Origin of the sequence: Streptomyces sp. NPDC002574, assembly GCF_042889545.1 — a bacterium.
GTDB lineage: Bacteria > Actinomycetota > Actinomycetes > Streptomycetales > Streptomycetaceae > Actinacidiphila.
The window spans coordinates 328,016-353,116 of sequence record NZ_JBIARB010000002.1; the positions used below are offsets into that span (position 1 = coordinate 328,016).

Consider the following 25,101-nt stretch of genomic DNA (forward strand, 5'->3'; position numbering starts at 1 on the left):
ATCAATCTCGCTCGACGTCGACCGGTCGCAGTCCAGCCCCGTGCTGTCCCGCACCGGTCGTCACCCCCACCAGCAGGGAGGGCATTCGATGAGACTGCGCAGACTCGTGCGAGCCGCGCTCGCAGCCGTCTGCATCATGACCGCCACCGCCGTCGGCCTCTCGGCCCCGGCAGCGGCGGCACCGACGGACGCCGCGTTCGACTCCGCCACCGGAGCCCTCAACGTGGATCGCGCCGCCTACATGTCCAAGCACGACCTCGTCTACAACCGGCCCAACACCAATCCGCTGCACGGCCTCACCGTCGGCAACGGCCGTACGGGTGCGATGGCCTGGCAGAACAACGGGCTGACCATGCAGGTGTCCGGTGTGGACACCTCGCAGCAGACGGCGTTCGGCGCCGGAATGCTCAACCTGTCCACGACCCCGGCGCTCGAGAGCGGCTACAGCACCTATCAGCAACGCCTGTCGCTCTACGACGGCACCCTGACCACCAGGTACGACGCCAATCGCACGGTGACGGTGATGGGCGTGCCGAACTCCGAGGTCATGGGCGTGCACGTCGAGGACTCGCGCTCCGGGGTCTCCGCGGTCACCCTCGACCTGAGCCTGTGGGACACGTCCCAGCTCGGCAACAGCGGCGACGTGCCCGACCTCAACACCTGGAAGACGGTCTCGACGTACGCCGACTCCACGGGTGCCGGGCTCAGCCGCGGGCAGTCCGACGCGCAGAACTTCGGCTCCACCCTGGCGGCCACGGTGGAGGGTGCGGCCTACAGCGCACGGGTCGTCGACGGACGGACCGTCCGGCTGTCGATCACCCCGTCACGCAGCTACACCGTCTGGTTCACCGCGAGCAGCCGGCTCAACGCGCCCTCCCACGACTCGGTCGCCGAAGCGAAGCGCGCACTGGCGTCGGCCAAGAGCCGCGGCTACAGCGCGACGCTCGGCGACTTCACGTCCTGGTGGCACGACTTCTGGGCCAAGTCGTTCGTGCAGTACTCGGGGTTGTCCGGGGACGCGGACTACCTGGAGAACGTCTACTACCTGAGTACCTACATGATCGCCGCCGGGGGATACGGAACCAACCCGTTCCACTTCATCAACGGCGTGTTCCGGGCCACCGGTGATCAGACCAAGTGGAGCAACGCCTACTGGTTCTGGAACCAGCGCGACGTCTACAACTCGTTCCTCGCCTCCAACCACGTCGATCTGCTGGCCGGCTTCAACCGCCTCTACAGCCGCAACTCGGCGGCGCTGAAGGCGTACACCAGTACCCGCTACGGCGTCGACGGGCTGTGGGTGCCGGAGACCATGGGCTGGGACGGCAACGCCCGGGGCACCGTCAACAGCGACTTCACGAAGAACATCTGGTCGACGGGCACCGAGGCCGCGTACAACATGTACCTGCAGTACGCGTACACCAACGACTCCGCCTACCTGCGCAACACCGCCTACCCGTTCATGCGGGACGTGGTGAAGTTCTACGCCGCGAAGCTGTCCCTGGACTCCGCGTCCGGGAAGTACTACGTGGCGAGTTCGAACGCGCACGAGACGTACTGGAACGTACCGAACGCGATCACCGACCTCGCCGCGGTGCGCACCCTGTTCCCCCTCGCGATCCGCACGTCCCAGACCCTGGGCCTGGACGCCGACCTGCGGCCGCAGTGGCAGCGGATCGTCGACAACCTGATCGCCTATCCGTCCACCGCGGACGTCTATCTGCCGCACACCCCGCCGCTCGCGCAGACCCGCAACGGCGAGAACGTGGCGGCCGAGATCATCTGGCCCTACGACCGGACCGGCATCGGCGCCCCGGATCAGCAGAAGGCCGTGAACACCTTCAACGCGCGCCCCTTCCCGTACGGCAACGTCTGGGCCAACGACGCCGTGCAGGCCGCCCGGCTGGGCCTGGGCGACCAGGCGTACCAGGGCATGAAGACCATGCTCCGCAAGTACCAGACGTATCCCAACGGCATGACCGACAACACCAACGGCGTCTTCGAGTACCTCGGGGTGCACCTCGCGGCCCTCAACGAGTCGCTGCTCCAGTCCTACAACGACAAGATCCGGGTCTTCCCCGCGGTGCCGAGCGACTCCTCGTTCACGGGACGCTTCACCCTACTGGCCAAGGGCGGCTTCACGGTCAGTTCGGAGCGTGAGGCCGGCGAGGTGAAGTACATCGGTATCAAGAGCCTCTACGGCAACACCACGCGGATCGTGAACCCGTGGGGGAGTCAGCAGGTCAGGGTCCGCGACGTCGCGGCCGGCACCACCGTGCTCACCACGAGTGCCACCGAGTTCGACCTCCCCACGGCCGCCGGCAAGGTGTACGTGGTGGAGCGCACCGCCAAGCCGCTGTCCTCCTACACCTCCGTACGGCTCACCGGATCCGCGAACCAGGGGGAGAAGGCCCTGAGCGGCACCACCTCCACCCTGGGCCTGGCCCAGACCGCCAACCCCATGGTGAACGACACCCAGTTGACCTACGACAGCAACTGGTACCCGACCAGCGGACGGGGCTACGGCGACTACAACGACGACACCCACCACAGCACGACGGTGAACGCCGTGGCCCAGTACACCTTCACGGGTACGGGAGTCGCCTACCTCTCCGAACGCAACGGCGACATGGGGCCGGTCGACGTCTATCTCGACGGCGCCCTTCAGGCGACGGTGGATCTACGGGTCTCCGGCGCGCGGCAGGCGCAGCAGACCGTGTGGCAACGCAGCGGACTGACCCGGGGATCGCACACCATCCGTATCGTCAACCGCAGCACCTCGGTGGGGATGGTGGACGCCCTGCGCATCACACCGTAGGAGGTCCGTGAACCGGGGGCGGGACGTGCCCCCGGTCGGAGCGGCGCCGCACCCGGTGTTCGGGGTGCGGCGCCGCCATTTTCCCTACCTGCCCCTGGTCAGCGGACGCGGATGAAGACCACGTCGTACCCCAGGTTCGTGCCGCGGTTCTTGACGTAGACGCCGTCCTTGCCGCCGTTGGGGTTGCCGGTGTTGCCCTCGACGGTGGTGAAGGAGGAGCCGCCGCTCACCGTCCGCACGATGCCGATGTGCTCGTTGCCGTCGTTGAAGTTGCTCCCGCCGTTCCAGTCGAAGGCCACGATGTCGCCGGGCTGCGGGTTGGTTGTCACCGAGAGGTGATAGGCACCGGCCCTCGCCTGCTTCACCCAGCCGGAGACGTAGCTGTTGCGGTAGGTGGTGGCACCGGTCTGCCTGGCCACCCAGCTCACGAACGTCGCGCACCAGGCGTAGTTGTTGGTGGACAGGGAGAGGCCCACGGACACTCCGTAGCTGTTCGCCCGGGCGCTGCCCTCGACCGTGCCGACCTCGGCGGCGGCGACGTCGAGCATCTTGGCGTACCCGCCGCCGGGCGGCGGTGACGAGGGCGGGGTGACCGCGCCGTACAGGGCGGCCTTGGTGTTCGGGCCCACCCTGCCGTCGACCCCGAGGCCCTTCTCGGCCTGGAAGTCCCGCACCGCGCTGTCGGTCATCGGCCCGAAATCGCCGTCGACGGCCAGATCGGCGCCGTGGTGGTTGAGGAGGCTCTGCAACTCGGTGACGCAGCCGCTGCGCTGGCCCTGGACGATGTCGGTCGGGCACGACGCGGAGTTGAGGTTGATCGGCGTGGGGGCGCCGTTGCCGCCGCCACCGCCGATGTTGGAGTACAGGGCGTTCTTGGTGTTCGGGCCGACCTCGCCGTCGGCCGACAGGCCGCGCGAGGACTGGAAGGACTTCACGGCCGCCAGGGTCGCGGGACCGAACTCACCGTCGACGTCGAGGTGCTGGCCCTGCCCGTTGAGGAGTGCCTGCAGGGTCGCGACGCAGCCGCCGGTCTGGCCCTCCACGATGTTCGCCGGGCACGACGAGGACCGCAGGTCCAGGCCTGTCGACGGCGCCTCGTCGGTGTCGTACAGCTCCCGCTTGGTGTTCGCGCCGACCTCGCCGTCGACCGACAGGCCGTGCGAGGACTGGAAGCTGCGGACCGCGCGGTACGTCTCCGCCCCGAACTCGCCGTCCACGCTCACCGCGTAACCGAAGTGGCGCAGCAGCCGCTGGAGTTCGGTGACGCAGCCGCCCTTGCTGCCCTGCACGATGTTCGCCGGGCACGACGAGGACGTGAGGTTCACCGGTGCGGGCGCCGTGCCCCCGGTCGCGTACAACTTGCTCTTGGTCTGCGGGCCCACCCGGCCGTCCACGGCGATCGCGGTGGCGGCCTGGAACTCACGCACCGCGTACAGCGTGTTGGCCCCGAACTCACCGTCCACCAGGAGCCCCGCGCCGTGGGCGTTGAGCAGGTTCTGCAGCTCGGTGACGCAGCCGCTCACCTGGCCCTGGACGATATCGGTCGGGCAGGACGACGAGGTGAGCTTGATGGGCGCCGGCGCGGCCATCGCCGGGCCTGCGCCCATCAGGATGGTTGCCGCCAGGATCGCCGCGGTGGCCGCGAAACTCACGATCCGGGCGCGCCCGCCGGGTCTGGTGCCCGGGGCGGAGCGACGTAAGGGGTTCTTCATGACGGTGGGGGTCTCCTTCGACGGATCATCTGAACGAGCGACCGGGTCGAGCGGCCGCCGGGCGGCCGCGCACGACGCTGACAGCTGACGCCCACGCGGGCAATCCGTTTCGAACAACTGGCCGGATTCCGTCGTCAAGTCCGGGAGCGGGGAGCCGCTTTGTGCTGCCGAAGGGGCTGGTTTCGGTCGCCCTGGCGGGGCGCGGCTGATGTTCTTACGGCCCCTGGCGTGGCGGGGAATCGCGCATGGCAGCGGATCCCCGGGCAGGGAACGGCCCTCCAGGATGCGCGCGGCCCAGCCCCTTCGGATGCCCGGGCCCGCATCCGGTGCAGGATCCCGTCGATCACCTGCCGGTGTCCCGCCACCAGCCACACCGCCGGTCGCTGACCGGCAGGAACGGCCGCAGCCGTTCCCACTCGGCACCGCTCAAGCCACCCCGCCCCACGTCCGCATCATCGAGCCGGACGGCGAGAAGCCACACGATCGGCCGGACGAGTCCTGCCAGGGACGGTCAGCGGTGCTCGGGATTCGCGTTCTCGGTGCGGCAGCCCGCGTCCCAGGCGGTGCGCTGGTTGCCGTAGGCGGGGATGCCGCCGAGGTCCTTCAGGGCCCTGGCCAGGTGCAGCAGGTTCCACGTCATGAAGGTGAGGTTGCGGTTGGTGAAGTCGTTCTGCGGCCCGCCCGACCCGGGGTCGAGGTAGGAGGGCCCCGGCCCGGCCTCACCGACCCATCCGGCGTCGGCCTGCGGCGGGATGGTGAAACCGAGGTGCTGAAGGCTGTAGAGGACGTTCATGGCGCAGTGCTTCGCCCCGTCCTCGTTGCCGGTGATCAGGCAGCCGGCCACCCGCCCGTAGTACGCGTACTGGCCGGCGGCGTTGAGCAGGCTGGAGCATGCGTACAGCCGCTCGATGACCCGCTTCATCACCGAGCTGTTGTCGCCCAGCCAGATGGGGCCGGCCAGCACCACGATGTCCGCCCGCAGGACCCGCTCGTACAGCTCGGGCCACGCGTCGCTCTCCCAGCCGTGCTCGGTCATGTCCGGCCAGGTACCGGTGGCGATGTCGTGGTCGATCGCCCTGACGATGTCCACGTCGACGCCCTGCTCGGTCAGGATGCGCGCGCTACGGTCCACCAGGCCCTGGCTGTTGCTGACCTCCGGCGACCGCTTCAGTGTGCAGTTGACCATCAGGGCCCGAAGGTCGTCATAGCGGGCGGGCGGGATGTCGGCGGATTCCGGCTGACCGGTCACGTGGGCTCTCCAGGGTGTCCCTCACCGGGCCGTACGCGCCGGCCCGGCGGCCGCCACGCGGTCGGCGATCTTCCTGCCAGAATGACGCCCGCCCACGGGGTCCGCCAGCCGATCGCCCCGCGACGCGCGGACGGTGAGCCATTCGGCAGCGGGCCGACCGCGGTCGCCATACGGGCCGTAGGGGCCATCTCGCACGGCCGCCACTACGGGCTACACCTCGGTCGCGGTCTGTTCCCCGCTCCGCAGCCGGGCGGGGTCCTCGGCGCGGATCAACTCGGCGCTGCGCTTGTCCTCGCCCTCGATGCGGACCGCCTCCTCCAGCACACGCCGCACGCTGCCGACGGGGATGACGACGGCGCCACCGGAGTCGGCGTAGACATAGTCGCCGGGCACGATGCAGACGCCGCCTATCTCGACAGCAGTGTTGGCCGCGAACGGCATCACGGTGTCCCCACCCCAGCGGGTGGCCTGCCCGCGGCACCAAGTCGCGAACCCATAGCCGGCGAGCTCGGCGAAGTCGCGGAGCCGGCCGTCGGCGAGCACCCCCGCCACGTGGTGGTTGTGCAACCGGGACAGCTTGGTGCCACCGGCATGGGAGGAGTCGGGGTGGCCACCGCTGGACAGCACCACGACCTTGCCCTCCGGGGCGTCGCCCACTGCCCGGTAGAACACCGTGGCGAACCCGAGGTCCTTCTCCGGCAGATCGTCGCGGTAGGGGAGGTACGCGACCGTGACCGCCGGTCCGAACATGACCCGGGTCGGGTCGGGGCTGACGAGGTCGACGATGTCCGCGCGGTGCCCGTGGACGCGTCCCATGGCGTCCACGAGGGACGCGCTGTCGACCCGGTCGAGCAAGCCGCGCAGGTCCTCCTTCACCCGGACCACGGTTCCATGCGCCGATCCGCAGCATTGGCGCCCCTCCGAGTGAGGGACGCACGGTCCCGCGATCCTCCACGCATCAGGACCTCCGGCGGTGTGACGGCCGGCGCCGCATGGCACGGCGCCGTCCCGGGACGTGCGCCCGCGCCCAGGGCGTCCATCGGACCACACCCGATCGGACCGCGCATCTCCGCCATACCCGGGCCCCGCCCTCGACATGGCACGCATGTCCGGGGTGCCGCGGTCAGCGGCCACGACGCGCCGCTCGGGATGTCTTCGAAGGCGTAGCCCCGGGCGAGAACGGGAAACGCCCAGTCCGAGTCGAATGCCTCCTGCAACGCGTCCGCTGTCAGGTTCTCCAGGGCCGTCATCAGGGCCGGAGCACGATCTTGCCATGGGTGTGTTGCCGCTCCAGTTCACGGAAGGCGTCTCGCACGTTCTCCAGCGGGTACGTGCGGGCGATCGGCACCTCCAGCTGCCCGCGCGCGGCAAGCCGGGCCAGCTCGCCGAGCACGACCGCACACGCCGCCGCACCCTCTCCGTGCGTCCGCGCGCCGACCTTGGCCGCCGTCTGCCAGTCGCTGATCGTGTTGATCCGCTCGGGCCGTACACCCAGCTCCACTGCCAGGGCCACGTAGCCCTCGCCGAAGGTGTCGATGAACGCGTCGACACGGCCGCCGGAGGCCTGGCGGATCCGCTCCGCCACACCTGGCCCGTACGCGACCGGGATGACACCGCGATCCTTCAACCAAGCGTGGTTCCGCTCGCTCGCCAGCCCGATCACCGTCGCGCCGTGCCTCCGCGCGAGCTGCACGGCAAGCGACCCGACCCCGCCCGCCGCACCGGAGACGACGACCGTGTCCTCCGGGCCGGGGTCCACCGCGAACACCGTGGCGTAGGCGGTCGTGCCGGCCACATACAGCGCCCCGGCCACCTCCCAGGCCAACCCCGCCGGACGGGCGACCAGATTCACGTCGTCGACCACGACGAACTGCGCGTGACTGGCCCGCCTGTGAGTGAAGCCCAGGACCTCGTCACCCACCGCGAAGCCCCGGACGTGAGGGCCGGCCTCCACCACGACACCGGCCAGATCGCTGCCCTGCCCAGAAGGAAAGGCCGCCGGCCAGCGTTCGTGCAGCGCGCCTGCGCGGATGTGCGCCTCGCCGGGTTGGATCCCGGCCGCGCGGACCTCGACCAGCACCTGCCCAGGACCGGGCACCGGCCGCTCCACCTCCTCCACCCGCAGTACATCGATCCCGCCGTACTCGTGAAACCGCACTGCCTGCATTGCGTGATCACCGCATTCTCTCGTCGGGACAAGGCCTGACCGGCCGTGCGTCAGAGGACCGGAGCCGACCGTGCCATCGCGTTCAAAGAGCAAGCGGGGAGCGGTATTCCCGAGCGCGGCCCACGGGGACGTCGACGGAGGGGTGGCCTGTCGATCACCTGCCACCGTGGCCTTGGCCGGGACGGCCCCTTGCTGGGGGTTGCGGGTGGAGCGTGCCAGAGGTACGCCGTGCACGGGCTGCCTGCCCGAGTGCCGGACGGAGTGTCAGGCCCGGTCGGCGGACACCGCGGCATCGCCCGTGCGCTCGTGGAGTGCCACGGCGGTGACGCCGCGGCCCGAGCGGCGACCGTGAAGGGCACGCCCGGCCAACGCGAGTCCCGCGAGCAGCAGGAGGGCGCCGCCGCCGGCGGCTACGCCGTGCCAGCCGTAGGCGGAGTACAGCACTCCCGCGATGGCGGATCCGGCGGCGCCGCCCGCGAAGACCGCGAACATGTACACCGTGTTCATGCGGGCCCGGATCTCGGGTCGTGCGGTGAAGATGCGTGCCTGGTTGGCGATCTGACCGCTCGTCGCGCCGTAGCCGAGGAGGTTGCAGCCGACGGCGAGGGCGACGAGCGACTGTCCGGCGAGTGCGAACAGTGCGAAGGCGAGCAGGGCTGAGGTGATGGCCAGGGCGTTGACGGCGTCCGGTCCCCAGCGATCGGTGAGGCGGCCGGAGTAGCGGGCGGCCAGTGCGCCGGGGACGCTGAACAGGCCGAACAGGCCGATGACCGCGGGGCCCAGTCCGATGGGGGGCGCGGTCAGGTGGAAGGCGAGGGTTGACCAGAAGGCGGAGAACGCGGCGAAGACGGTGGCTCCGAGTGCGGCGGACAGGCGCAGTGGTGCGTGTTGGGTGAGGAGTCCTGGGAGCGAGGCGATCAGGCGGAAGTAGCCGTTGGCGGGTGCGGCTTCGGAGGGTCGGCCGGCCGGCATGTAGCGGGGGAGTACCAGGAGGAGGGTGGCGGTGGCCAGTGCGGCGACGAGGTATCCGGCGCGCCAGGTGCCCGCGGCTTCTGTGATGAGACCGGAGGCGGTGCGGGAGAGGAGGGCGCCCATGGTGAGTCCTGTGCCGACTGCTCCGAGGGCTCGTCCGGCTTGGCCGGGGGCGGCCATGGAGGCGACGGTGGGCATGATGACCTGGGGCAGGACGGTGCTGGCGGACAGTACGAGGGTGGCCATGCCGAGGAGGGCCACTGTGGGGGCGAAGGTTCCTGCCAGTAGGGCCACTGAGGTGATGGCGAGCAGGGCGGTGGAGAGCCGGCGCAGGTGGGCGCGGTCGGCGAGGGGCACGATGGCGACGATGCCGAGTGCGTAGCCGATTTGTGCGGCTGTGGCGACCAGGCCGGCGGTGGAGGTGGTGATGCCGAAGCCGCGGGCGATCTGGTCCAGCAGGGGCTGTGTGAAGTAGATGTTGGAGACGGTGATCGCGGTTGCTGTGGCGAAGACGGGTATGGTGCCGCGTTTGACGTCGGGGCGGGTGGTTGCGGGGGTCATGGATCCTCGTGGGTGGTGCACGGGCGGGTCGATGGGGTGCTGGGCCTGGTGCGTTCGTTCCTTTCCGTGCGTGATGGGTGTGCGCGATCTCCATTCAGGATGAGGATCATCATCCTGAATGTCAAGGACGAACGCTCCTGCCCGCTGCGCGGCCGGAGCCGCAGGTCTTCCCGTGGGTGAGCCGCTCCGCTCAGGTAGTCGTACCGGTGCGGAGGGTGAGATCGGGTTTCCGGCCCGGCGGCTGCACGCGTACCACGAGGAATCTGTCGGCCGGCCGAACGGGGAAGGGCTCTCCACATCGTGGACCGGACGGAGCATGTTCCCGGACCGGCTTCAGGGGGCGATCTTGTCGCCCTCGCCCGAAAATGAAGGGGTGACGCGCCCGCAGCACGACATGAAGCGAGGCCTGTCGGGCTGACGATCGGCGGGGCGCCCGTCGAAGCGACGGCCAGGGATGGGTACGAGTTCTCCTGGGGCTTGTGTTCCGATCCCGGCCGAGCGCCAGGCTCCGAGGACGCCGGGCGCGGCCGCTGGCCGCTGAGCGCGCCTGACTCGGTCCGGAGAACGACGCCGCGGAGAGGAACCGGTCGGTGATGTCGGACGGGAGAAGCGAGCGCGTAGCGGATTTCATTGAGCCGCTGCGGGGGGAGCCGGGGTCGAAGGTCCGTCCGGACCGGGACTTCGATCCTCGCTTCAAGGCTGGTCTGACGAAGCGGGACGGGGTCGAACTGCTGCGGACGGGAGTGGCACTGCCGGCGGAGTACCAGGAGCGGCCGGCCGCCCAGGACAGCTGCGGCGTGCTGCTGTGCCTGCAGGCGCTCGACGCCGGGGGCAAGGACGGGACGATCCGTCATGTCATGAGCGGCGTCGATCCGCAGGGTGTGCGGGTGAGCAGCTTCAAGGTGCCCTCCACTGAGGAACTGGACCACGACTACCTGTGGCGCTATGCCCGGCGGCTGCCTGAGCGCGGTGAGATCGCCATTTTCAACCGCTCGCACTACGAAGAGGTGCTCGTCGTACGCGTGCATCCCGAACTCCTTCTCCGGCAGAGGCTACCCGGGCATGCGCGCGGATCGGGTGTGTGGGAGCGGCGGTACCGGGAGATCAACAACTGGGAGCGTTACCTCACGGACAACGGGTTCACGGTGGTGAAGATCTTCCTGAACCTGTCGAAGGAGGAGCAGCGCACGCGCTTCCTCAAGCGTCTCGACGTGCCGGAGAAGAACTGGAAGTTCTCCGCGGCGGATGTGCACCGCGGCGATCCTCGCGCACGCACTGATGGACATCGATCCCCGGTACCCGGAGGTGGGGGACGCGGCGCGGAAGGACCTGCTCGCCGCCAAGCGGAAGCTGGAGGGGGAGGCCCCGGCGGGTCTTCCGGCCGATCCGTACGCGGCACGGCACCGGGGGAAGAAGCGCCGCTAGGCCGGTGAGCCGAGGTGCGACCGGCCAGGATCGGAGGCAGGGCGATGACGGTACAGCCGGATTCCGTGGGCGGACGGCCGCGGGCGTCGGAGGACGGCGGCTGGTACGCACGTTCCCCCGAGGAGGTCGTGGCGGCCCTCAGTGTCGATCCGGCGGTCGGGCTCGCTGCGGCACGGGCCGATGAACTCCGGGTCGCGCACGGCTCGAACGCCCTGCCCGAGGAGGGTGGGCCTGCGGCCTGGCGCCGGTTCCTGTTCCAGTACCGCAGTTACATGCAGATCGTCCTGGTGGTCGCGGCCGTGGTCTCGCTGCTCATCCAGCAGTGGACCACCGGGGTCCTGCTTTGTGTGCTGACCCTGCTGAACGCCGTCGTGGGTCTGCGTCAGGAAGGCAAGGCCGAGAGCGCGATGAACGCGCTGAAGTCGATGCTGGAGGCCACGGCCAGGGTGCGCAGGGACGGTACGGAGGCCGAGATCCCGGCGGATCAGCTCGTTGTCGGTGACATCGTGCTCGTCTCGGCCGGGGACCAGGTGCCGGCGGACGGGCGCATCATCGAGGCCAGCGCCCTGCAGATCGACGAGTCGGCACTGACCGGGGAGAGCGTCCCCGCCGCGAAGGACGCCGGCACCCTGCCGGGTGGGCGGGGGTTGCCGCCCGGTGACCGGACCAACACGGCGTTCATGAACACTCCGGTCACCCACGGCAGCGGTGTGCTCGTCGTGACGGCCATTGGCGCGGACACCGAACTCGGCAAGATCTCCGGGATGCTGGCGGCGACCGAGAAGGAGGTACCGCCTCTCACCAAGGAGCTCGACACCCTGACGCTGTGGATCACGGGCGCGGCGGTGCTCACCATGATCGTGATGTTCGCCCTGGGACGCAGCCGGGACCAGGCCTGGGACGTGCTGTTCGTCAGCGCGGTCGCCTTGGCCATCGCGGCGATCCCCGAGGCCCTGCCGACGGTGACGCAGGCGATCCTCTCCGTGGGGAGCCTGAACCTGGCGAAGCGGAACGCCATCGTGAAGGAGCTGCCGTCGGTGGAGACCCTGGCGTTCACCTCGGCGATCAACTCGGACAAGACCGGGACTCTGACGATGAACCAGATGACCGCCGTCGAGGTGCTCAGTCCCACCGACAAGTACACCGTTTCCGGCACGGGCTACGGCCTGGCCGGGAGGGTGCACCATGCCGTGGGGTCCTCCGCGGGGATCGAGGACGCGATCCTGCCGTATGTCGTGGCCAGCGACGCGAGGCTGGTGGACGGCGAGGTGGTGGGCGACCCCACGGAGGGCGCGCTGCTGGTGCTCGCCCACAAGGCGGGGCTGGACACGGACGCCACCAGGGAGCGTCTGCCGCGCCTCGCGACGCTGCCGTTCGATCCGGGATACAAGCTGATGGCCACTTTCCATGCGGCCCTCGGCGACGCCGGTCGTCCGGTCGTCCGGTGCTTCGTCAAAGGCGCGGCGCCGGCGGTGATGGCGCGGGCCACCACCGCGCTCGCGGCGGGGGAGACCGTCCCGTGGGACGCCGGTCTGCGGGGCCGCGCCGAAGCGGCGACGGAGCGGATGGGCGGCGAGGGGCGCCGGGTGATGGCCGCGGCCACCAGGGACCTCGACCCGGCCGGCTTCGATCCGGACGGCGACCTTCTGGCGTACGTCACCGGGCTTCGGATGACCAGTCTGGTGGGCATGGTCGATCCGCCCCGCGAGGAGTCGAGGGCCGCAGTGGCGGATGCCCAGGCGGCGCACATCCGGGTCCGCCTGGTGACCGGCGACGACGTCACCACCGGAGCGGCGATCGCCCGGCAGATCGGCATCCCCGGTGAAGCCGTCCTCGGCGCCGACTTCGCCGCGATGAGCGAGCGGGAACGGCTGGCCCGCATCGACGGTATCGGCGTGGTGGGGCGGGTCGCGCCGGAGCACAAAGTGCTGCTCGCCGACACGCTCAAGAAGAAGGGCGACGTCGTGGCGATGACCGGGGACGGTGTCAACGACGCGCCCGCCATCAAGGCCGCGGACATCGGCATCGCGATGGGCAGTGGTACGGATGTGGCCAAGAACGCGAGCCGCATGATCCTTTCCGACGACAACTTCGCGACCATCGTCTATGCCGTGGAGCAGGGCCGGGCGATCTACGACAACCTCACCAAGTACATCCGCTTCGTGCTGCTCCTGCTGGTCACCTTCGTCCTGACCTTTCTCGGCGCCACCGTCTTGAACATCGCGGCGGGTGAGCCCTTCACTCCGGCGCAGGTGCTGTGGATCCACTTCGTGGTCAACGCCTCCTTCGGTTTCGCGCTCGGCTTCGACCACGAGAGCCCAGGGCTCATGAGCCGCAGGCCGCGTCCGCGCGGGGAGTCGGTGCTCACCCGGCCCGTGTTGGTGACGGTGGGGCTCGCCGGGCTGGCGATCACCTGCGGCCTGCTCGGGTTGATCAAGCTCGGCCAGGCCCGCTTCGGCAGCGTCGAGACCGGTCAGTCGATCGCGTTCACCGCCTTCGCGCTCTGTCTGGTCGTGGCCGCGTTCGAGTGCCGCAGCGAGACGCAGTCCGTGCTGACGCCGTCCACCTTCGACAGCAAGCAGATGAACTGGGTTGCTCTCGCCCAACTGGTCCTGGCGGTACTGGTCACCCAACTGGACGGCTTCCGCCGTGTCCTGGGGACGACCGCGATCGACGCGAGGCAGTTCGGATGGGCGCTGCTGACGGCTCTCGCGCTTCTGCTGGTGTGGGAACTGGGCAAGCTCCTGGCCCGCCGGTCGAGGAGCGCGGGGTGAGCGACGGGATGGTTGCGCGGTTCCGGGCCGTGCCCCGGGTTTGCACAGTCCGAAATGCGTGGGCCTTGAGGGGACCTTACGGTGGTAGGGCAACTCGCCGACTTGTGCGGGCTTCTCATGGTGAGGGTAGGGCGCGTGTCGGCTCCTCAGAACTCAGGAAGGCGATTCCGACATGGCCACTGCGTCTGAAGCTCCCGTTCTCGAAACGCTCACCGCCATGACCATCGACTCCATCGAGCGTTGCGGAATGGACGAGGACACGCTGATCCTCACCCGCATCGCCGCGCTGGTGGCCATGGACGCACCGGCGATCTCCTATCTCGCCCACGTCGATCCGGCGATCAAGGCCAATCTGACGGTGGAGCAGGTGCAGGACGTGCTGGTGGCGATCGCCCCCGTCGTGGGCACCGCGCGCGTCATGTCGGCCGCGGGTCACATCGCCGAGGCGTTCGGCTTCGCGATCGCGTTGGCCGAATCCGAGGCGACCTCCATCGCCCAGGCCGAAACCCGGAGCCGGAGCAAGTCCTAGGCGGACACCGCCCGCTGGTGATGCCGGCGGGCGAACCCGCGAGGCGATGGGCCGTGGCGGTTGTCGGCCGTTCAGCAGCTGCCACGGCCGCAACAGGCGTCGTGGGGTGATCATGGGGGTGCTGGGAGGAGAAGCACATGACCGGCCACATGAATCTGGCCTACGACTATCCGCTCTTGGGCGCCTTCTGGACCATGATGTGGATTTTCCTCTGGGTCATCTGGATCTTCCTGCTGTTCCGGATCATCGTGGACATCTTCCGCGACGACTCCATGAACGGGTGGGGCAAGGCAGGGTGGGCGATTTTCGTGATCATTCTCCCGTTCCTGGGGGTCTTCGTGTACCTCCTGGCGCGCGGCAAGGGCATGGGAATGCGCGAGACACAGCACGCGATGGCCCACAAGAAGGCGGTCGACAGCTACGTCCGGGAAACCGTCGGCCTGGGAAATGTCAGCGCGGCCGATGAGCTCGCCAAGCTCTCGGAGATCAAGGCCAGGGGAGATCTCACCGAGGAAGAGTTCCAACGGGCCAAGGAGAAGATCCTGCCCTGAGGGCCTTCGCCACGTCGGGGGCCGGGCGCATCCCGGTTCCGGGCCCGGAGCGTGACGTCGGCCCGTGGGCGGGTCCGGACGTACGGAGCGGGAGTCCTCCATGTGCCGATGGCTCGTCTATTCGGGGATGCCGGTGCTTCTCGACGACGTCCTGTACCAACCGGCCCATTCACTGATCGACCAGAGCCTGCGGTCCCGGATGGGCGTCGAGACCACCAACGGTGACGGTTTCGGGATCGGCTGGTACGCGCCGGGCATCGACACCCCGGCGGTCTTCCGGGACACCGGCCCGGCGTGGAACAACCGCAACCTGCGCGAGATCGCCGGCCATGTCCGCTCGCCGTTGTTCTTCGCCCACATCCGGGCCACAACTGGTACCGCGGTGCAGCAGACCAACAGCCATCCCTTCCGGCACGGCCGCTGGCTGTGGATGCACAACGGAGCCATCGCCGAGTTCGACCGGCTCCGGCGTGACCTGTGCCTGGCGGTCGACCCGGCGCTGTACTCGTGCATCGAGGGATCGACCGACTCCGAGGTGATGTTCTTCCTCGCCCTCACCTTCGGCCTGGACAAGGACCCGCCCGGAGCGGTGGCGCGCATGGCGGGTCTGGTCGAGCGGGTGGGCCGCACGCATGGTGTGGAGTTCCCGCTGCAGATGACCGTGGCCGTGTCCGACGGCGAGCGGGTGTGGGCCTTTCGTCATTCCAGCGAAGCCACGTCCCGGACGCTGTTCTACAGCACCAGGATGAGCACCCTGCGTGAGCTCTACCCCGATGTCGCCTTCCTGCGGGGCCTGTCCGAGGAGACCCGTCTGGTCGTGTCGGAGCCGCTCGGTGACCTGCCCGGCGCCTGGAACGAGGTCCCCGAGAGCAGCTACGGGGTCCTCCAGCCCGCCGGGGACGTGCTGCACCACTTCGAACCGCAGGACGTGTAGGGCAGGGTCCCTGCCGACGCTCGAAGAGGCCGGGCCCGGTCCAGGGCCTTCGGCGGTCAGCCCGGCCGATAGGGGGCCGACATGCGGCCGGCCGGCCCTTGGGCCGGTCGGGTTCGCTGGACTGTTCCGCCCTGACGAGGAGGCATTCAGCCTGCCGCGGCCGCCGCGTTCCTCATCCGGACTCGGTCGATGCACCATGCGCCCAGACCCACCAGTACGGCGGCTCCGGCCGCATAGACCGGCAGCCACAGGGTCGTCGTGGCGGAGAGACATTCGGCGACGACGTCGTGGCTGTGGGACTTCTGCGCGGAGGGCAAGGCGGCACCGGCACGACCGGCCAGGTCGGCCAGGGCTGCCTCCGTCCGGATGCTTTCGTATGTGCCCAGCGCAATGCACCGGGCACGGGTGCCCGGCATCGGAAACAGCCACGCCCAGCGCTGCATCATGGGTGCCAGTGCGATCGCCGCACAGAGCCCCACGACCAGCGAATACGCCGCCAGACTCCGCACGTACACGGACCGCGGGCCCGGCGCACACGTCGGCAGCCGGGAAAAGGCCAGGATCACCGCGAGAAGCGTCAACCCGATGTACGTGGCGAACCACTGCCACGAACCCTGCGTGAGAGCGAATGTCAGTACGGCGGCGAGGCCGATGCCGATGACCCCCGCCTGACCGGGAGCATCACGGCCCGCGCCGGTGGACGCCGATTCCCGGGCTCCTTGACTACTGTGCACGTTCCCTCCGGCCTGGTCCGGCCACCAGCATCCAGGCGCCTCCCGCCGCGGACCCGGCGCCATGCCGGGCCGGCCCGAAACCTCAGCCCGGTCGGCGGGAAGCCCCCTTCCCCCGACGGCCGCCTGCCGCGGGTCCGGCCCACAGTTCGATGTCGATGACGTCGATGTTGGTGAACCCCACCCGCGGCCCCTGTGCGGGCCGGCGGCGAGCGCCCCTCGTATCCGCGTCCCCCGACCCGCGGCTGGAGTGTTGCCGCGCTCCAGCCTGCGTCGAAGGGTGTGCGTTCCGAGCTGCGTCCGTCGATGGCCAGTTCCCTCAGGCGGTCGGCCTGGGTGGTGCCGTCGGGGGTGTTCGGTGTGCGCCACAGGCAGCTCATGAGCATGATGACGTCGACGGGGTCGATGCGGCCCTCACCTCTTTGTGGAGGTCCGGCCGGCGGTTCAGCAGCTCAGTCAGGTGCTTGAGTCTCTCGGCGGGATCTCCCGATCGCGCGAGCGCGTCGATGGAGTCCAGCACGCGCTGCGCCTCATCGTCGATCTGTGCGTGCGAGGAACTCCTCCTGATCTGGCGCCGATGCCCGCCCCGCACCCTGCCGTCATCGCGGCCGCCGCCGCCGCAGCGCCGCGCCGTGCCGCCGCCGTCCACGCCCGCCTCCCCGCGGACCAGAGCCCGGCAGGTGCGCAGCCGGATGCGGATGACGCACCCGAGGAAGCGCAGCCTGATGCGGATGCCTGCCCGCCCGAGGACGACGACACCGAGGAGACCGACGAGCTCGTCGAGGCACTCTGCCTCGACGCTTCGTCCGCGCCGGCGGCGGCCGCAACGCACACCGAGGCGCATCCCTCCGCAACCTGCCCGCCTCCGACCCCGCCCCTGTGGCGACCCCCACCGCGCAGGAGAACGTCGCCGAGGACAAGGACGACGTGTTCCCAGTCCTCCCGATCGCACTCGGCCCGGTCGCCCTGGCGGTCATCGGTATCGGCATTTGGTGGTGGCAGCGACGGACCGCCGCCGGCAACTCCTGCGCTGAGGCTGTCCGTTGCCCCGGCACGCTGTACCCCTGCAACGGATGTCCGGGGCAGCTGGGGCCTCGCGAAGTCCTGCAAGGCGCTGGGCGCCCCGGGGGCCCTCTCTCCAGTTCCAGGCTCTGAACCAGACCATCGCTCTGGCTTTCAGGAGTCGCCTCGGACCACTGCTTCGCGTTCGGCTCTTGCTGCCGTAAGTGAGGCTCGATGGCTTGACCCTCACGTGGCGTCAGGCTGCAAAGTCGGTGCCGTGGAGGATCACTGGACCGTGGGACGCGTGGCCAAGCTGGCCGGCGTGAGCGTCCGCACGCTGCATCACTATGACGAGATCGGGCTCGTTCGGCCGTCGGCGCGGACCGCGGTCGGGTATCGGGCCTATACAGCGGGCGACGTGGAGCGGCTGCGGGAGGCGCTGGCGTATCGACGGTTGGGCTTCGGACTGCGGGAGATTGCGGAACTGATCGGTGACCCGTCCTCCGACGCGGTCGCGCACCTGCACCGACTGCGCGGCCTGCTCCTGGAGCGGCGTGATCGCGCTGACGCCATGGTGACGGCCATCGACAGGGAACTCGAGGCACGGGCGAAGGGACTGAAGGTGACACTGGAGGAGCAACTGGGGATGCTCGGTGCGCGGTTGTACGACGCGATCGGCGGCGCCTACACCGCGACACGGCGTACCGAGCCGCGGATCGCCGCGCAGATCTGGGACGCGCTCGGCGACGCGCAGACGGTGCTGAACGTCGGGGCCGGCACCGGCTCCTACGAGCCTGCTGATCGCGACGTGACCGCGGTGGAGCCATCGGCGGTCATGCGCGGGCAGCGGCCGGCCGGCTCGGCGCCATGCGTGGCCGCCGCCGCGGAGAGCCTGCCGTTCGAGGACCAGTCCTTCGACGTCGCGATGGCCGTCTCCACCGTTCACCACTGGGGGGACCCGATAGCGGGGCTGCGTGAGATGCGGCGCGTGGCCCGCCGCGTGGTGGTGCTCACGTTCGACACCGACGAGCCCGGATGGCAGGACCGGTTCTGGCTTACCCGCGACTACCTGCCCGAATTCGCCGCCGTCCTCGCGGGATTTCCCTCGCTTGCTGGGATGGCCGACGCGATCGGCGCCCGCGCTGAGCGGGTGCCCGTCCCATGGGACTGCGCCGACGGCCTGTTCGAGGCGTTCTGGCGCCGACCGGGGGCGTATCTGGAGGATCACGTACGCCGCGCGATGTCGGTGTGGACGAGGGTCGGGCCGGAGGCCGAGCGGCGGGCGGTGCGAAGTCTCAGCAACGACCTCGACTCCGGCCGGTGGGCCGAACGCAACGGCGACCTCGCCGACCTCGACGCGGCAGATCTCGGCCTCCGCCTGCTCACCGCTTGACCCGCATCGCAGGTTCAGCGTCACGGCGGCTCCTGGACGGCCCGCTGGTCCGGCCGGTCGAGATGTCGGCGGATGTGCTGGACGACCAGTTGATCCGGCAGCTGGTCGACCGGGCCCGTGCCAGCGGGCACCAGTTGGCGAGTGTCGCCGACGAGCGACGGATTTTTCGTTCTGCTGGAATCCCGTAGCCAAATCCGCCGGTAGTTCGCGACCCCTGCGCGCGCTGGCATTGCCGTCTGCCCCGCTTGCCGTTTCGTATGCGCCGATGCGGTGGCTCTTCACTCGATGGGGTGAGGCTCCAATCTGGCTCCGCCAGGGTGACGAATGCCTGGTGTGAGGATCTTCAGCAGGCAGCAGACGCAGCAACTGACACGCGGCGCCTTGGGCGCGGTGTCCGGACTGCTTGCCGCCGGTGCCGCTCTTGCGGCCGCCGAGTTGGCGGCGGGCGCGGTCCGGCCGCAGGCGGGTCCGGTGGTCGCGGTCGGCGGTGCGGCGATCGACCGGACACCGGCGGCAGTGAAGGACTGGGCGATCCGCTCGTTCGGCACCAACGACAAGCTGGTGCTGCAACTCGGGATCCTCGCCGTGCTGGGCCTCCTGGCGGTTGCCCTGGGGCTGCTGGCCCTGCGGTTCCGCCGCACCGGGGCGGCGGGCGTGCTGGGCTTCGGTGTGCTGGGCGCGGCTGCTGCGTTGAGCAGGCCGGACTCCATCGGTGTTCTCGACGCGTTGCCCTCCCTGGTGGGTGCCCTGGCCGGTGCCGCCCTGTTGTGGCTCCTGACCGGGCGCCTGACACCAGTGGGCGCGCCCGCCACCGAATCCGCGTCGGATGCGTCCTGGGACCGCCGCGGTTTCCTGGTGGCCGCCGCCTCGGCGGCCGCCGCGTCCACCGCGGCCGGGGCGCTGGGACGCGGTCTCGCCTCCTCCGCCGGCAAGGAGGCGGCCGCGTCCCGCGCCGCCGTCAGGCTGCCGCTGCCGGGCTCGCCCGCACGCCCGGTGCCGCGCGGCGCGGCGCTGCGGGTCGGCGGGATCAGCCCGTTCGTCACGTCGAACGCCGACTTCTACCGCGTGGACACCGCGCTGGTGGTGCCCAAGGTCGACGCGACGCGGTGGCGGTTGCGTGTCCACGGCCAGGGCGTGACCCGGCAGTTGGATCTCGGCTTCGAGGACCTGCTGCGCCGTGAGCTGATCGAGCGGGACATCACCTTGACCTGCGTCTCCAACGAGGTCGGCGGCCCCTACGCGGGCAATGCCCGCTGGCTGGGCGTACGCCTCGCGGACGTACTGCGCGAGGCGGGCGTGCGGCCGCCGTCGCAGGGCGGCCCGGCGGACCAGATGGTCTCCCGGTCGGTGGACGGCATGACGATCGGGACACCCGTCGAGGAGGTCATGGACGGGCGCGACGCGCTGCTCGCGCTCGGCATGAACGGCGAACCCCTGCCGCTGCAGCACGGCTTCCCGGTCCGCATGGTCGTCCCCGGCCTGTACGGCTACGTCTCGGCCTGCAAGTGGATCGAGGACATCGAGCTCACCACCTTCGACGCCTACGACTCCTACTGGGTGAAGCGGAAGTGGGCACGTCAGGCCCCGATCAAGACGCAGTCCCGCATCGACACGCCCAAGCCGTTCGCCCGCCCGAAGGCCGGGACCGTCATGGTCGCGGGCGTCGCGTGGGCGCAGCACCGTGGCATCGAACGCGTCGAGGTGCGCGTCGACGACGGCCCGTGGCGGGACGCCGACCTCGCCGCCCAGGCCACCACCGACACCTGGCGGCAGTGGTCCCTGTCCTGGGAGGCCACCGCAGGGCCGCACACCCTGACCACGCGGGCCACCGACGGCACCGGCGCCGTCCAGACCGCCCGGCGCGCCCGCACCATCCCCGACGGCGCCAGCGGCCGGCACTCGGTGGTGATCACCGTGGACTGACCCCGCCGTCGCATGTACCCCCGTACCCCCGTACCCCCGAGCCCCCGAACCCCGGGGACGCACCAACGGCTCCACGAGCCGCTCCCACCCCTGAAGAGAAACGATCAAGGAGATTCCCTGATGAACACCCTGCGCTTCCGTCGCGTCGCCCTCGCGGTGTCCGCTGCCGCGGTCCTGCCCCTCGCGCTGACCGCCTGCGGCGACAGCAGCAACGACAAGGCCTCTGACGCCTCGTCCACGATGGCCGCCTCCAGCCCTGCCGACGACGGCGCCACGAGCCAGGACCCCGGGGACGCGATGGCGATGAACAAGCCCTTCGGCGCGGCCTGTTCCGCGGTGCCGAAGGACGGTGCCGGCAGCTTCGACGGCATGGCCCAGGACCCGGTGGCCACCGCCGCGTCGAACAACCCGGCACTGTCCACCCTGGTGGCGGCGGTGAAGAAGGCCGGTCTGGTCGACACCCTCAACAGCGCGCAGAACATCACGGTGTTCGCGCCCACGAACGACGCGTTCGCGAAGATCCCGAAGGCCGACCTCGACAAGGTGCTCAACGACAAGGCCACCCTGACCAAGATCCTCACGTACCACGTCGTCGGCCAGCGGCTCACCCCCGCCCAGCTGGAGAACGGCTCCTTCGACACGCTGGAGAAGGGCAAGCTCACCACGGCCGGTTCCGGCGAGGACTACACCGTCAACGACTCCTCCCACGTGGTCTGCGGCAACGTCAGCACCTCCAACGCCACCGTCTACATCGTCGACACCGTCCTCATGCCCAAGTAATCGCTGGCCCCTGTCCGGGCCCGCTCCGCGGCGGGCCCGGACAGGACACGCGGGCAGGACGCCCGAACCGGCGGATCACCTGACCCATCCGCAAGGCACGCCGCACCGAAGAACTGGTGTCCCTTACATGCTTTGGAGGTCATCATGCACGTCGCGGCACCAGGTGAGCACGCGGCAGCCCCGGACGGGGGAGTCCTGGAGGAGTTGCTGACCCGCGTCGCGAACGGTGATCACGAAGCCTTCGAGACCCTCTACACCGCGACCGCCGGCGCCGTCCTCGGCCTGGTCCGTTCACTGCTGCGCGATGCCGCGCAGTCCGAGGAGGTGGCCCAGGAGGTCCTCATCGAGGTCTGGCGCTCCGCGTCGCGCTTCGACCCCGGCAAAGGCAGCGCCATGGCGTGGGTCATGATGCTCGCCCACCGCCGGGCCGTGGACCGGATCCGTTCGGTGCAGAAAACCGTGGAACGGGACCACAAGGCCGCCGTCAGCGACCACCAGACGCCGTTCGACGTGGTCACCGAACAAGTCGAGCGACGCCTCGAACGCCAGCAGGTCCGGCGCTGCCTGGACCAGCTCACCGACCTGCAGCGCCAGTCGGTGACCATGGCCTACTACCGCGGATACACCCATCAGGAGACCGCCCACCTGCTCGGGACCCCGTTGGGAACGGTCAAGACCCGCCTGCGGGACGGACTCATCCGCCTCCGCGACTGCCTGGGGGTGACCGCATGACCTCCGCCGACCTGCACACGCTTACCGGCGCCTACGCCCTCGACGCCCTGCCGGAGGAACAGGAACGCGCGTTTCACGCTCACCTGAACCACTGCCGGTCCTGCACCACCGAAGTACGTGAGTTCCGTGAGACCGCGGCGCGTCTGGCCCTGGCCGCGGCCGAGATCCCCCCGCGCTCCCTGCACACCGGTGTCATGGCGGCACTGCCCGCAGTAAGGCAGCTCCCGCCCCGTGTGACAGGCGGCCGGACGGTTCTCCCCATGTCCCGACGGCACATCCGGCGATGGCAGCAGCGGCTGCCGCACCTGGCCGCCGCAGCGTGCCTGGCCGCTTGCGGAATCCTCGGCACCTGGGCACTCCACACCCAGCACGCCGCCGACGAGCAACGGGCCCGCGCCGCCCGGGCCGAACAGCACGCGGCAACACTGGCCGCGGTACTGGCGGATCCGAACTCCGTCACACGAACCGCCACACTCAGCGGGGGCGGCACCGCAACCGTGGTGGCCTCCTCCCGGCAAGGCGAGGCCGCCGTTTTCTACTCCGGTCTCCCGGTTCTGCCGGACGGGCGGGTCTACCAGCTCTGGTACGGCAAGAACGGCACCATGCGACCGGCCGGACTCCTCACCCCCCAACGGGCCACCGGATCCGCGCTCCTGACCGGCAGCCCCCAAGGGGCCGACGCCGTCGGCATCACCACCGAACCGCACGGCGGCTCCACCAGCCCCACCACCACACCACTGGCCCTGCTGTCCTTGTGACACCGTCCCCAGCCAGGCCGCGCTGTTCCGGGCTCACTCGCCGACGCGGCCGGCCTCGATACGCCGGCCGCGGATGGTGTCGACCACGATCGCGAGACCGCCGGGGTGTCGATGCCCGGCGCGCACCAGCCGATGCCGAAACCGTCACCGTTGGTGGTCGCGACGCCCATCCGGGAACGCAGGCTCTGGTCGATCAGTGAATGGGCCGGTTGGTACAGGACGTCGTCGAGAAGCACCGGCGTCCCCGAATGGACGAGCCATCGGCACATGGAAGACTCCCGCTCCGCACGCGGGGTGATGCGAATGTCAGCTTTCAGGTGAAATGGGGTTTTTCGCCTTATGCTGCGTTTGTCGTTTGTCGCCCACACCTCCGTGGGCAGGTCGAGCCCGGCGGAGGTGCACGCGGTGGGACGTTGGCGGCCTCTCGTCATTCTCGGTACGGCCCAATTCTTGATGGTGCTGGACACATCGGTGATGAACGTCTCGATCAGCCAACTGGTCGAGGACTTCGACACGGAGGTCACCTCCATCCAGGGCGTCATCACCCTCTACACCCTGGTCATGGCCGCCTTCATGATCACTGGCGGCAAGCTCGGCGACATGTTCGGGCGGCGGCGTGCCTTCGCCATCGGACTCGTCGTGTACGCCACGGGATCCGCGCTCACCGCAGTGGCCCCGGAGTTGTGGGTGCTCGCCATCGGCTGGTCGGTGATCGAGGGACTTGGCGCCGCTCTGGTCCTCCCCGCCCTGGCGGCACTGGTGGCCGGCGCGTACACCGGCCGGGACCGGGCCGTTGCCTACGGGGTCATCGGCGGTCTGGCCGGAGCGGGCATCGCGGTCGGCCCGCTGCTCGGCGGATGGGTCACCACGTACCTCACCTGGCGACTCGTCTTCGCGGCCGAGGTCGTGGTGGTGGTGGCCATCCTCTTCTTCGTACGGCTGATCGAGGATCATCCTCCGCCCGCGCCTGGGCGCCGGCTCGACATCGGCGGGACGGTGCTGTCCGCCCTCGGCCTGGCCCTGGTGGTCCTGGGCGTGCTCCAAAGCAGCTCCTGGGGCTGGCTGAAACCCCGTAACTCCCCGGTCACGGTCTTCGGGTTCTCCCTCACCGTCTTCGTCATCGCCGCCGGAGCCGTCGTCCTGAGCGTGTTCCTGACCTGGGAACGGCACCAGGAAGGCCGAGGGCGCGAACCGCTGATCCGGTTCTCGTTGTTCGCCATCCCACCCCTGCGTTCCGGCCTCTTCATGCTGCTCGCCCAGAATCTCATCCTGCTCGGTCTGTTCTTCGTGATCCCCCTGTACCTGCAGGTCGTCCAAGGCTTCGATGCCTTCGAGACCGGCCTGCGACTGCTGCCCGTCTCCGTCACCATGCTGGTGTCCTCCATGAGCGGTCCGTTCCTCGGGCGGATCGCGGGCCCCCGCGCGGTGGTGCGCCTCGGGCTGCTGGTGTTGTTCGTCGCCATCCTGTGGTTGCTCGCCACCATCGGGCCGCGTATCGACGACTTTTCCTTCGCGGCGGCGATGGCTGTCCTGGGACTCGGTATGGGACTGCTCGCGTCCCAGCTGGGCAACGTCGTCCAATCCGCTGTCGGGGAATCCGAACGCAGCGAGGCCGGTGGTCTCCAGTACACGGCGCAGAACCTGGGATCCTCGCTGGGTACCGCCCTCATCGGTGCCATCCTCATCGGCGCTCTGGTGCACGCTTTCACCACCCGGATCGCCGACAATCCGATGGTGTCCGACGCCGCACGGCAGCAGACCGGTATCGCCATCGAGGCCGGTGTCAGCTTTGTCAGCACCGACCAGGTACGCGCCGCGGCCGCGCGCGCCGAACTGCCACCGTCCGAGGCCGACGCCATCGTCGATTCCTACGCCACTGCCCAACTCGACAGCCTCAAGGCCGCCATCCTCGCCGCCGCCGGCATCACCCTCACCGGCTTCGCGTTTACCCGCCACCTGCCCACGGACCGACTCGCCAGGAAGCCGGCCTCCTGACGAGGGCGCACGGCATGCGGCTCGCGACGGTGAATGTCGCCTCAACGACAGTTCTCGCGACGCCTTGTTCGTTGATCTCCGAGAGGTTCGCGATG

At 69.8% G+C, this 25,101-nt stretch carries 19 protein-coding genes and 2 pseudogenes; 13 read left to right on the plus strand and 8 right to left on the minus strand.

Translation table 11 applies throughout. The features are described from left to right. The first annotated feature begins 88 nt into the window (after positions 1–88). On the plus strand, positions 89–2,818 hold the full coding sequence (locus tag ACFYXS_RS05370) for a glycoside hydrolase family 95-like protein (RefSeq protein ID WP_389244102.1): 2,730 nt from the start codon (positions 89–91) through the stop codon (positions 2,816–2,818). 98 nt (positions 2,819–2,916) lie between these two features. Here the strand turns inward: ACFYXS_RS05370 and ACFYXS_RS05375 are convergent, their stop codons facing one another. The 5 genes from ACFYXS_RS05375 to ACFYXS_RS05395 form a co-directional block, all read right to left on the minus strand. Next, entirely contained in the window at positions 2,917–4,530 is a 1,614-nt protein-coding gene (locus ACFYXS_RS05375; protein ID WP_389244105.1) for a peptidoglycan-binding protein, read from the minus strand. A 511-nt stretch (positions 4,531–5,041) separates the two neighbouring features. Then, positions 5,042–5,716, minus strand: coding sequence for a flavodoxin family protein (locus ACFYXS_RS05380; RefSeq protein ID WP_389244702.1), 675 nt, complete (start codon positions 5,714–5,716; stop codon positions 5,042–5,044). A gap of 273 nt (positions 5,717–5,989) precedes the next feature. Continuing rightward, a complete protein-coding gene (locus ACFYXS_RS05385) occupies positions 5,990–6,655 on the minus strand; it encodes an RraA family protein (RefSeq protein ID WP_389244107.1) in 666 nt (221 codons plus the stop codon). Between the two features lie 373 nt (positions 6,656–7,028). Then, positions 7,029–7,946: an NADP-dependent oxidoreductase gene (locus ACFYXS_RS05390; RefSeq protein ID WP_389244110.1), complete on the minus strand. Its 918-nt coding sequence runs from the start codon at positions 7,944–7,946 to the stop codon at positions 7,029–7,031. Positions 7,947–8,210: 264 nt separating this feature from the next. Further along, entirely contained in the window at positions 8,211–9,479 is a 1,269-nt protein-coding gene (locus ACFYXS_RS05395; RefSeq protein ID WP_389244112.1) for an MFS transporter, read from the minus strand. 593 nt (positions 9,480–10,072) lie between these two features. Here ACFYXS_RS05395 and ACFYXS_RS05400 point away from each other — a divergent pair. The 5 genes and pseudogenes from ACFYXS_RS05400 to ACFYXS_RS05420 all read left to right on the plus strand — a co-directional run bounded on the left by ACFYXS_RS05400 (position 10,073) and on the right by ACFYXS_RS05420 (position 15,692). Then, positions 10,073–10,904 (plus strand): annotated as a pseudogene (locus ACFYXS_RS05400) (PPK2 family polyphosphate kinase). Between the two features lie 44 nt (positions 10,905–10,948). Continuing rightward, positions 10,949–13,678, plus strand: a complete 2,730-nt coding sequence (locus ACFYXS_RS05405) for a cation-translocating P-type ATPase (RefSeq protein ID WP_389244114.1) — start codon at positions 10,949–10,951, stop codon at positions 13,676–13,678. 172 nt (positions 13,679–13,850) lie between these two features. Beyond that, a complete protein-coding gene (locus tag ACFYXS_RS05410; protein ID WP_389244116.1) occupies positions 13,851–14,207 on the plus strand; it encodes a carboxymuconolactone decarboxylase in 357 nt (118 codons plus the stop codon). A 137-nt stretch (positions 14,208–14,344) separates the two neighbouring features. Continuing rightward, entirely contained in the window at positions 14,345–14,758 is a 414-nt protein-coding gene (locus tag ACFYXS_RS05415; protein WP_389244118.1) for an SHOCT domain-containing protein, read from the plus strand. 100 nt (positions 14,759–14,858) lie between these two features. Then, a complete protein-coding gene (locus ACFYXS_RS05420; protein ID WP_389244120.1) occupies positions 14,859–15,692 on the plus strand; it encodes a class II glutamine amidotransferase in 834 nt (277 codons plus the stop codon). A gap of 146 nt (positions 15,693–15,838) precedes the next feature. On the opposite strand, the gene ACFYXS_RS05425 is transcribed toward ACFYXS_RS05420, so the two are convergent. Further along, complete coding sequence (locus ACFYXS_RS05425) at positions 15,839–16,426, minus strand: hypothetical protein (protein ID WP_389244122.1); 588 nt, start codon at positions 16,424–16,426, stop codon at positions 15,839–15,841. A 373-nt stretch (positions 16,427–16,799) separates the two neighbouring features. After that, positions 16,800–17,267, minus strand: coding sequence for a hypothetical protein (locus ACFYXS_RS05430; RefSeq protein ID WP_389244125.1), 468 nt, complete (start codon positions 17,265–17,267; stop codon positions 16,800–16,802). A gap of 453 nt (positions 17,268–17,720) precedes the next feature. On the opposite strand from ACFYXS_RS05430, the gene ACFYXS_RS05435 reads away from it, so the two are divergent. The 6 genes from ACFYXS_RS05435 to ACFYXS_RS05460 all read left to right on the plus strand — a co-directional run bounded on the left by ACFYXS_RS05435 (position 17,721) and on the right by ACFYXS_RS05460 (position 23,011). Further along, positions 17,721–18,818: a MerR family DNA-binding transcriptional regulator gene (locus ACFYXS_RS05435; RefSeq protein WP_389244704.1), complete on the plus strand. Its 1,098-nt coding sequence runs from the start codon at positions 17,721–17,723 to the stop codon at positions 18,816–18,818. Beyond that, positions 18,815–19,006 carry a hypothetical protein gene (locus ACFYXS_RS05440; protein ID WP_389244128.1) on the plus strand — a complete coding sequence of 64 codons (192 nt, stop codon included), beginning with the start codon at positions 18,815–18,817 and terminating at the stop codon, positions 19,004–19,006. The genes ACFYXS_RS05435 and ACFYXS_RS05440 overlap by 4 nt, the downstream gene beginning before the upstream one ends. A 136-nt stretch (positions 19,007–19,142) precedes the next feature. After that, positions 19,143–20,741, plus strand: coding sequence for a molybdopterin-dependent oxidoreductase (locus tag ACFYXS_RS05445; RefSeq protein WP_389244131.1), 1,599 nt, complete (start codon positions 19,143–19,145; stop codon positions 20,739–20,741). Between the two features lie 120 nt (positions 20,742–20,861). Continuing rightward, complete coding sequence (locus ACFYXS_RS05450; protein WP_389244133.1) at positions 20,862–21,521, plus strand: fasciclin domain-containing protein; 660 nt, start codon at positions 20,862–20,864, stop codon at positions 21,519–21,521. 144 nt (positions 21,522–21,665) lie between these two features. After that, positions 21,666–22,253 carry a sigma-70 family RNA polymerase sigma factor gene (locus ACFYXS_RS05455; RefSeq protein ID WP_389244136.1) on the plus strand — a complete coding sequence of 196 codons (588 nt, stop codon included), beginning with the start codon at positions 21,666–21,668 and terminating at the stop codon, positions 22,251–22,253. Next, on the plus strand, positions 22,250–23,011 hold the full coding sequence (locus ACFYXS_RS05460; protein WP_389244138.1) for an anti-sigma factor domain-containing protein: 762 nt from the start codon (positions 22,250–22,252) through the stop codon (positions 23,009–23,011). Before ACFYXS_RS05455 ends, ACFYXS_RS05460 begins: the two co-directional genes overlap by 4 nt. Positions 23,012–23,091: 80 nt before the next feature. Here the strand turns inward: ACFYXS_RS05460 and ACFYXS_RS05465 are convergent. Beyond that, positions 23,092–23,280: pseudogene (locus tag ACFYXS_RS05465) on the minus strand (class II glutamine amidotransferase); the annotation flags it as partial. Positions 23,281–23,416: 136 nt separating this feature from the next. On the opposite strand from ACFYXS_RS05465, the gene ACFYXS_RS05470 reads away from it, so the two are divergent. Further along, positions 23,417–25,006: an MFS transporter gene (locus tag ACFYXS_RS05470; RefSeq protein ID WP_389244140.1), complete on the plus strand. Its 1,590-nt coding sequence runs from the start codon at positions 23,417–23,419 to the stop codon at positions 25,004–25,006. Positions 25,007–25,101: the final 95 nt, after the last annotated feature.

Coding starts and splice junctions, on each gene's coding strand:
- ACFYXS_RS05370 (WP_389244102.1), top strand. CDS start 89: ATGAGACTGCGCAGACTCGTGCGAGCCGCGCTCGCAGCCGTCTGCATC.
- ACFYXS_RS05375 (WP_389244105.1), bottom strand. CDS start 4,530: ATGAAGAACCCCTTACGTCGCTCCGCCCCGGGCACCAGACCCGGCGGG.
- ACFYXS_RS05380 (WP_389244702.1), bottom strand. CDS start 5,716: ATGGTCAACTGCACACTGAAGCGGTCGCCGGAGGTCAGCAACAGCCAG.
- ACFYXS_RS05390 (WP_389244110.1), bottom strand. CDS start 7,946: ATGCAGGCAGTGCGGTTTCACGAGTACGGCGGGATCGATGTACTGCGG.
- ACFYXS_RS05395 (WP_389244112.1), bottom strand. CDS start 9,479: ATGACCCCCGCAACCACCCGCCCCGACGTCAAACGCGGCACCATACCC.
- ACFYXS_RS05405 (WP_389244114.1), top strand. CDS start 10,949: ATGACGGTACAGCCGGATTCCGTGGGCGGACGGCCGCGGGCGTCGGAG.
- ACFYXS_RS05410 (WP_389244116.1), top strand. CDS start 13,851: ATGGCCACTGCGTCTGAAGCTCCCGTTCTCGAAACGCTCACCGCCATG.
- ACFYXS_RS05415 (WP_389244118.1), top strand. CDS start 14,345: ATGACCGGCCACATGAATCTGGCCTACGACTATCCGCTCTTGGGCGCC.
- ACFYXS_RS05420 (WP_389244120.1), top strand. CDS start 14,859: ATGTGCCGATGGCTCGTCTATTCGGGGATGCCGGTGCTTCTCGACGAC.
- ACFYXS_RS05430 (WP_389244125.1), bottom strand. CDS start 17,267: ATGCGCCTCGGTGTGCGTTGCGGCCGCCGCCGGCGCGGACGAAGCGTC.
- ACFYXS_RS05445 (WP_389244131.1), top strand. CDS start 19,143: ATGCCTGGTGTGAGGATCTTCAGCAGGCAGCAGACGCAGCAACTGACA.
- ACFYXS_RS05450 (WP_389244133.1), top strand. CDS start 20,862: ATGAACACCCTGCGCTTCCGTCGCGTCGCCCTCGCGGTGTCCGCTGCC.
- ACFYXS_RS05455 (WP_389244136.1), top strand. CDS start 21,666: ATGCACGTCGCGGCACCAGGTGAGCACGCGGCAGCCCCGGACGGGGGA.
- ACFYXS_RS05460 (WP_389244138.1), top strand. CDS start 22,250: ATGACCTCCGCCGACCTGCACACGCTTACCGGCGCCTACGCCCTCGAC.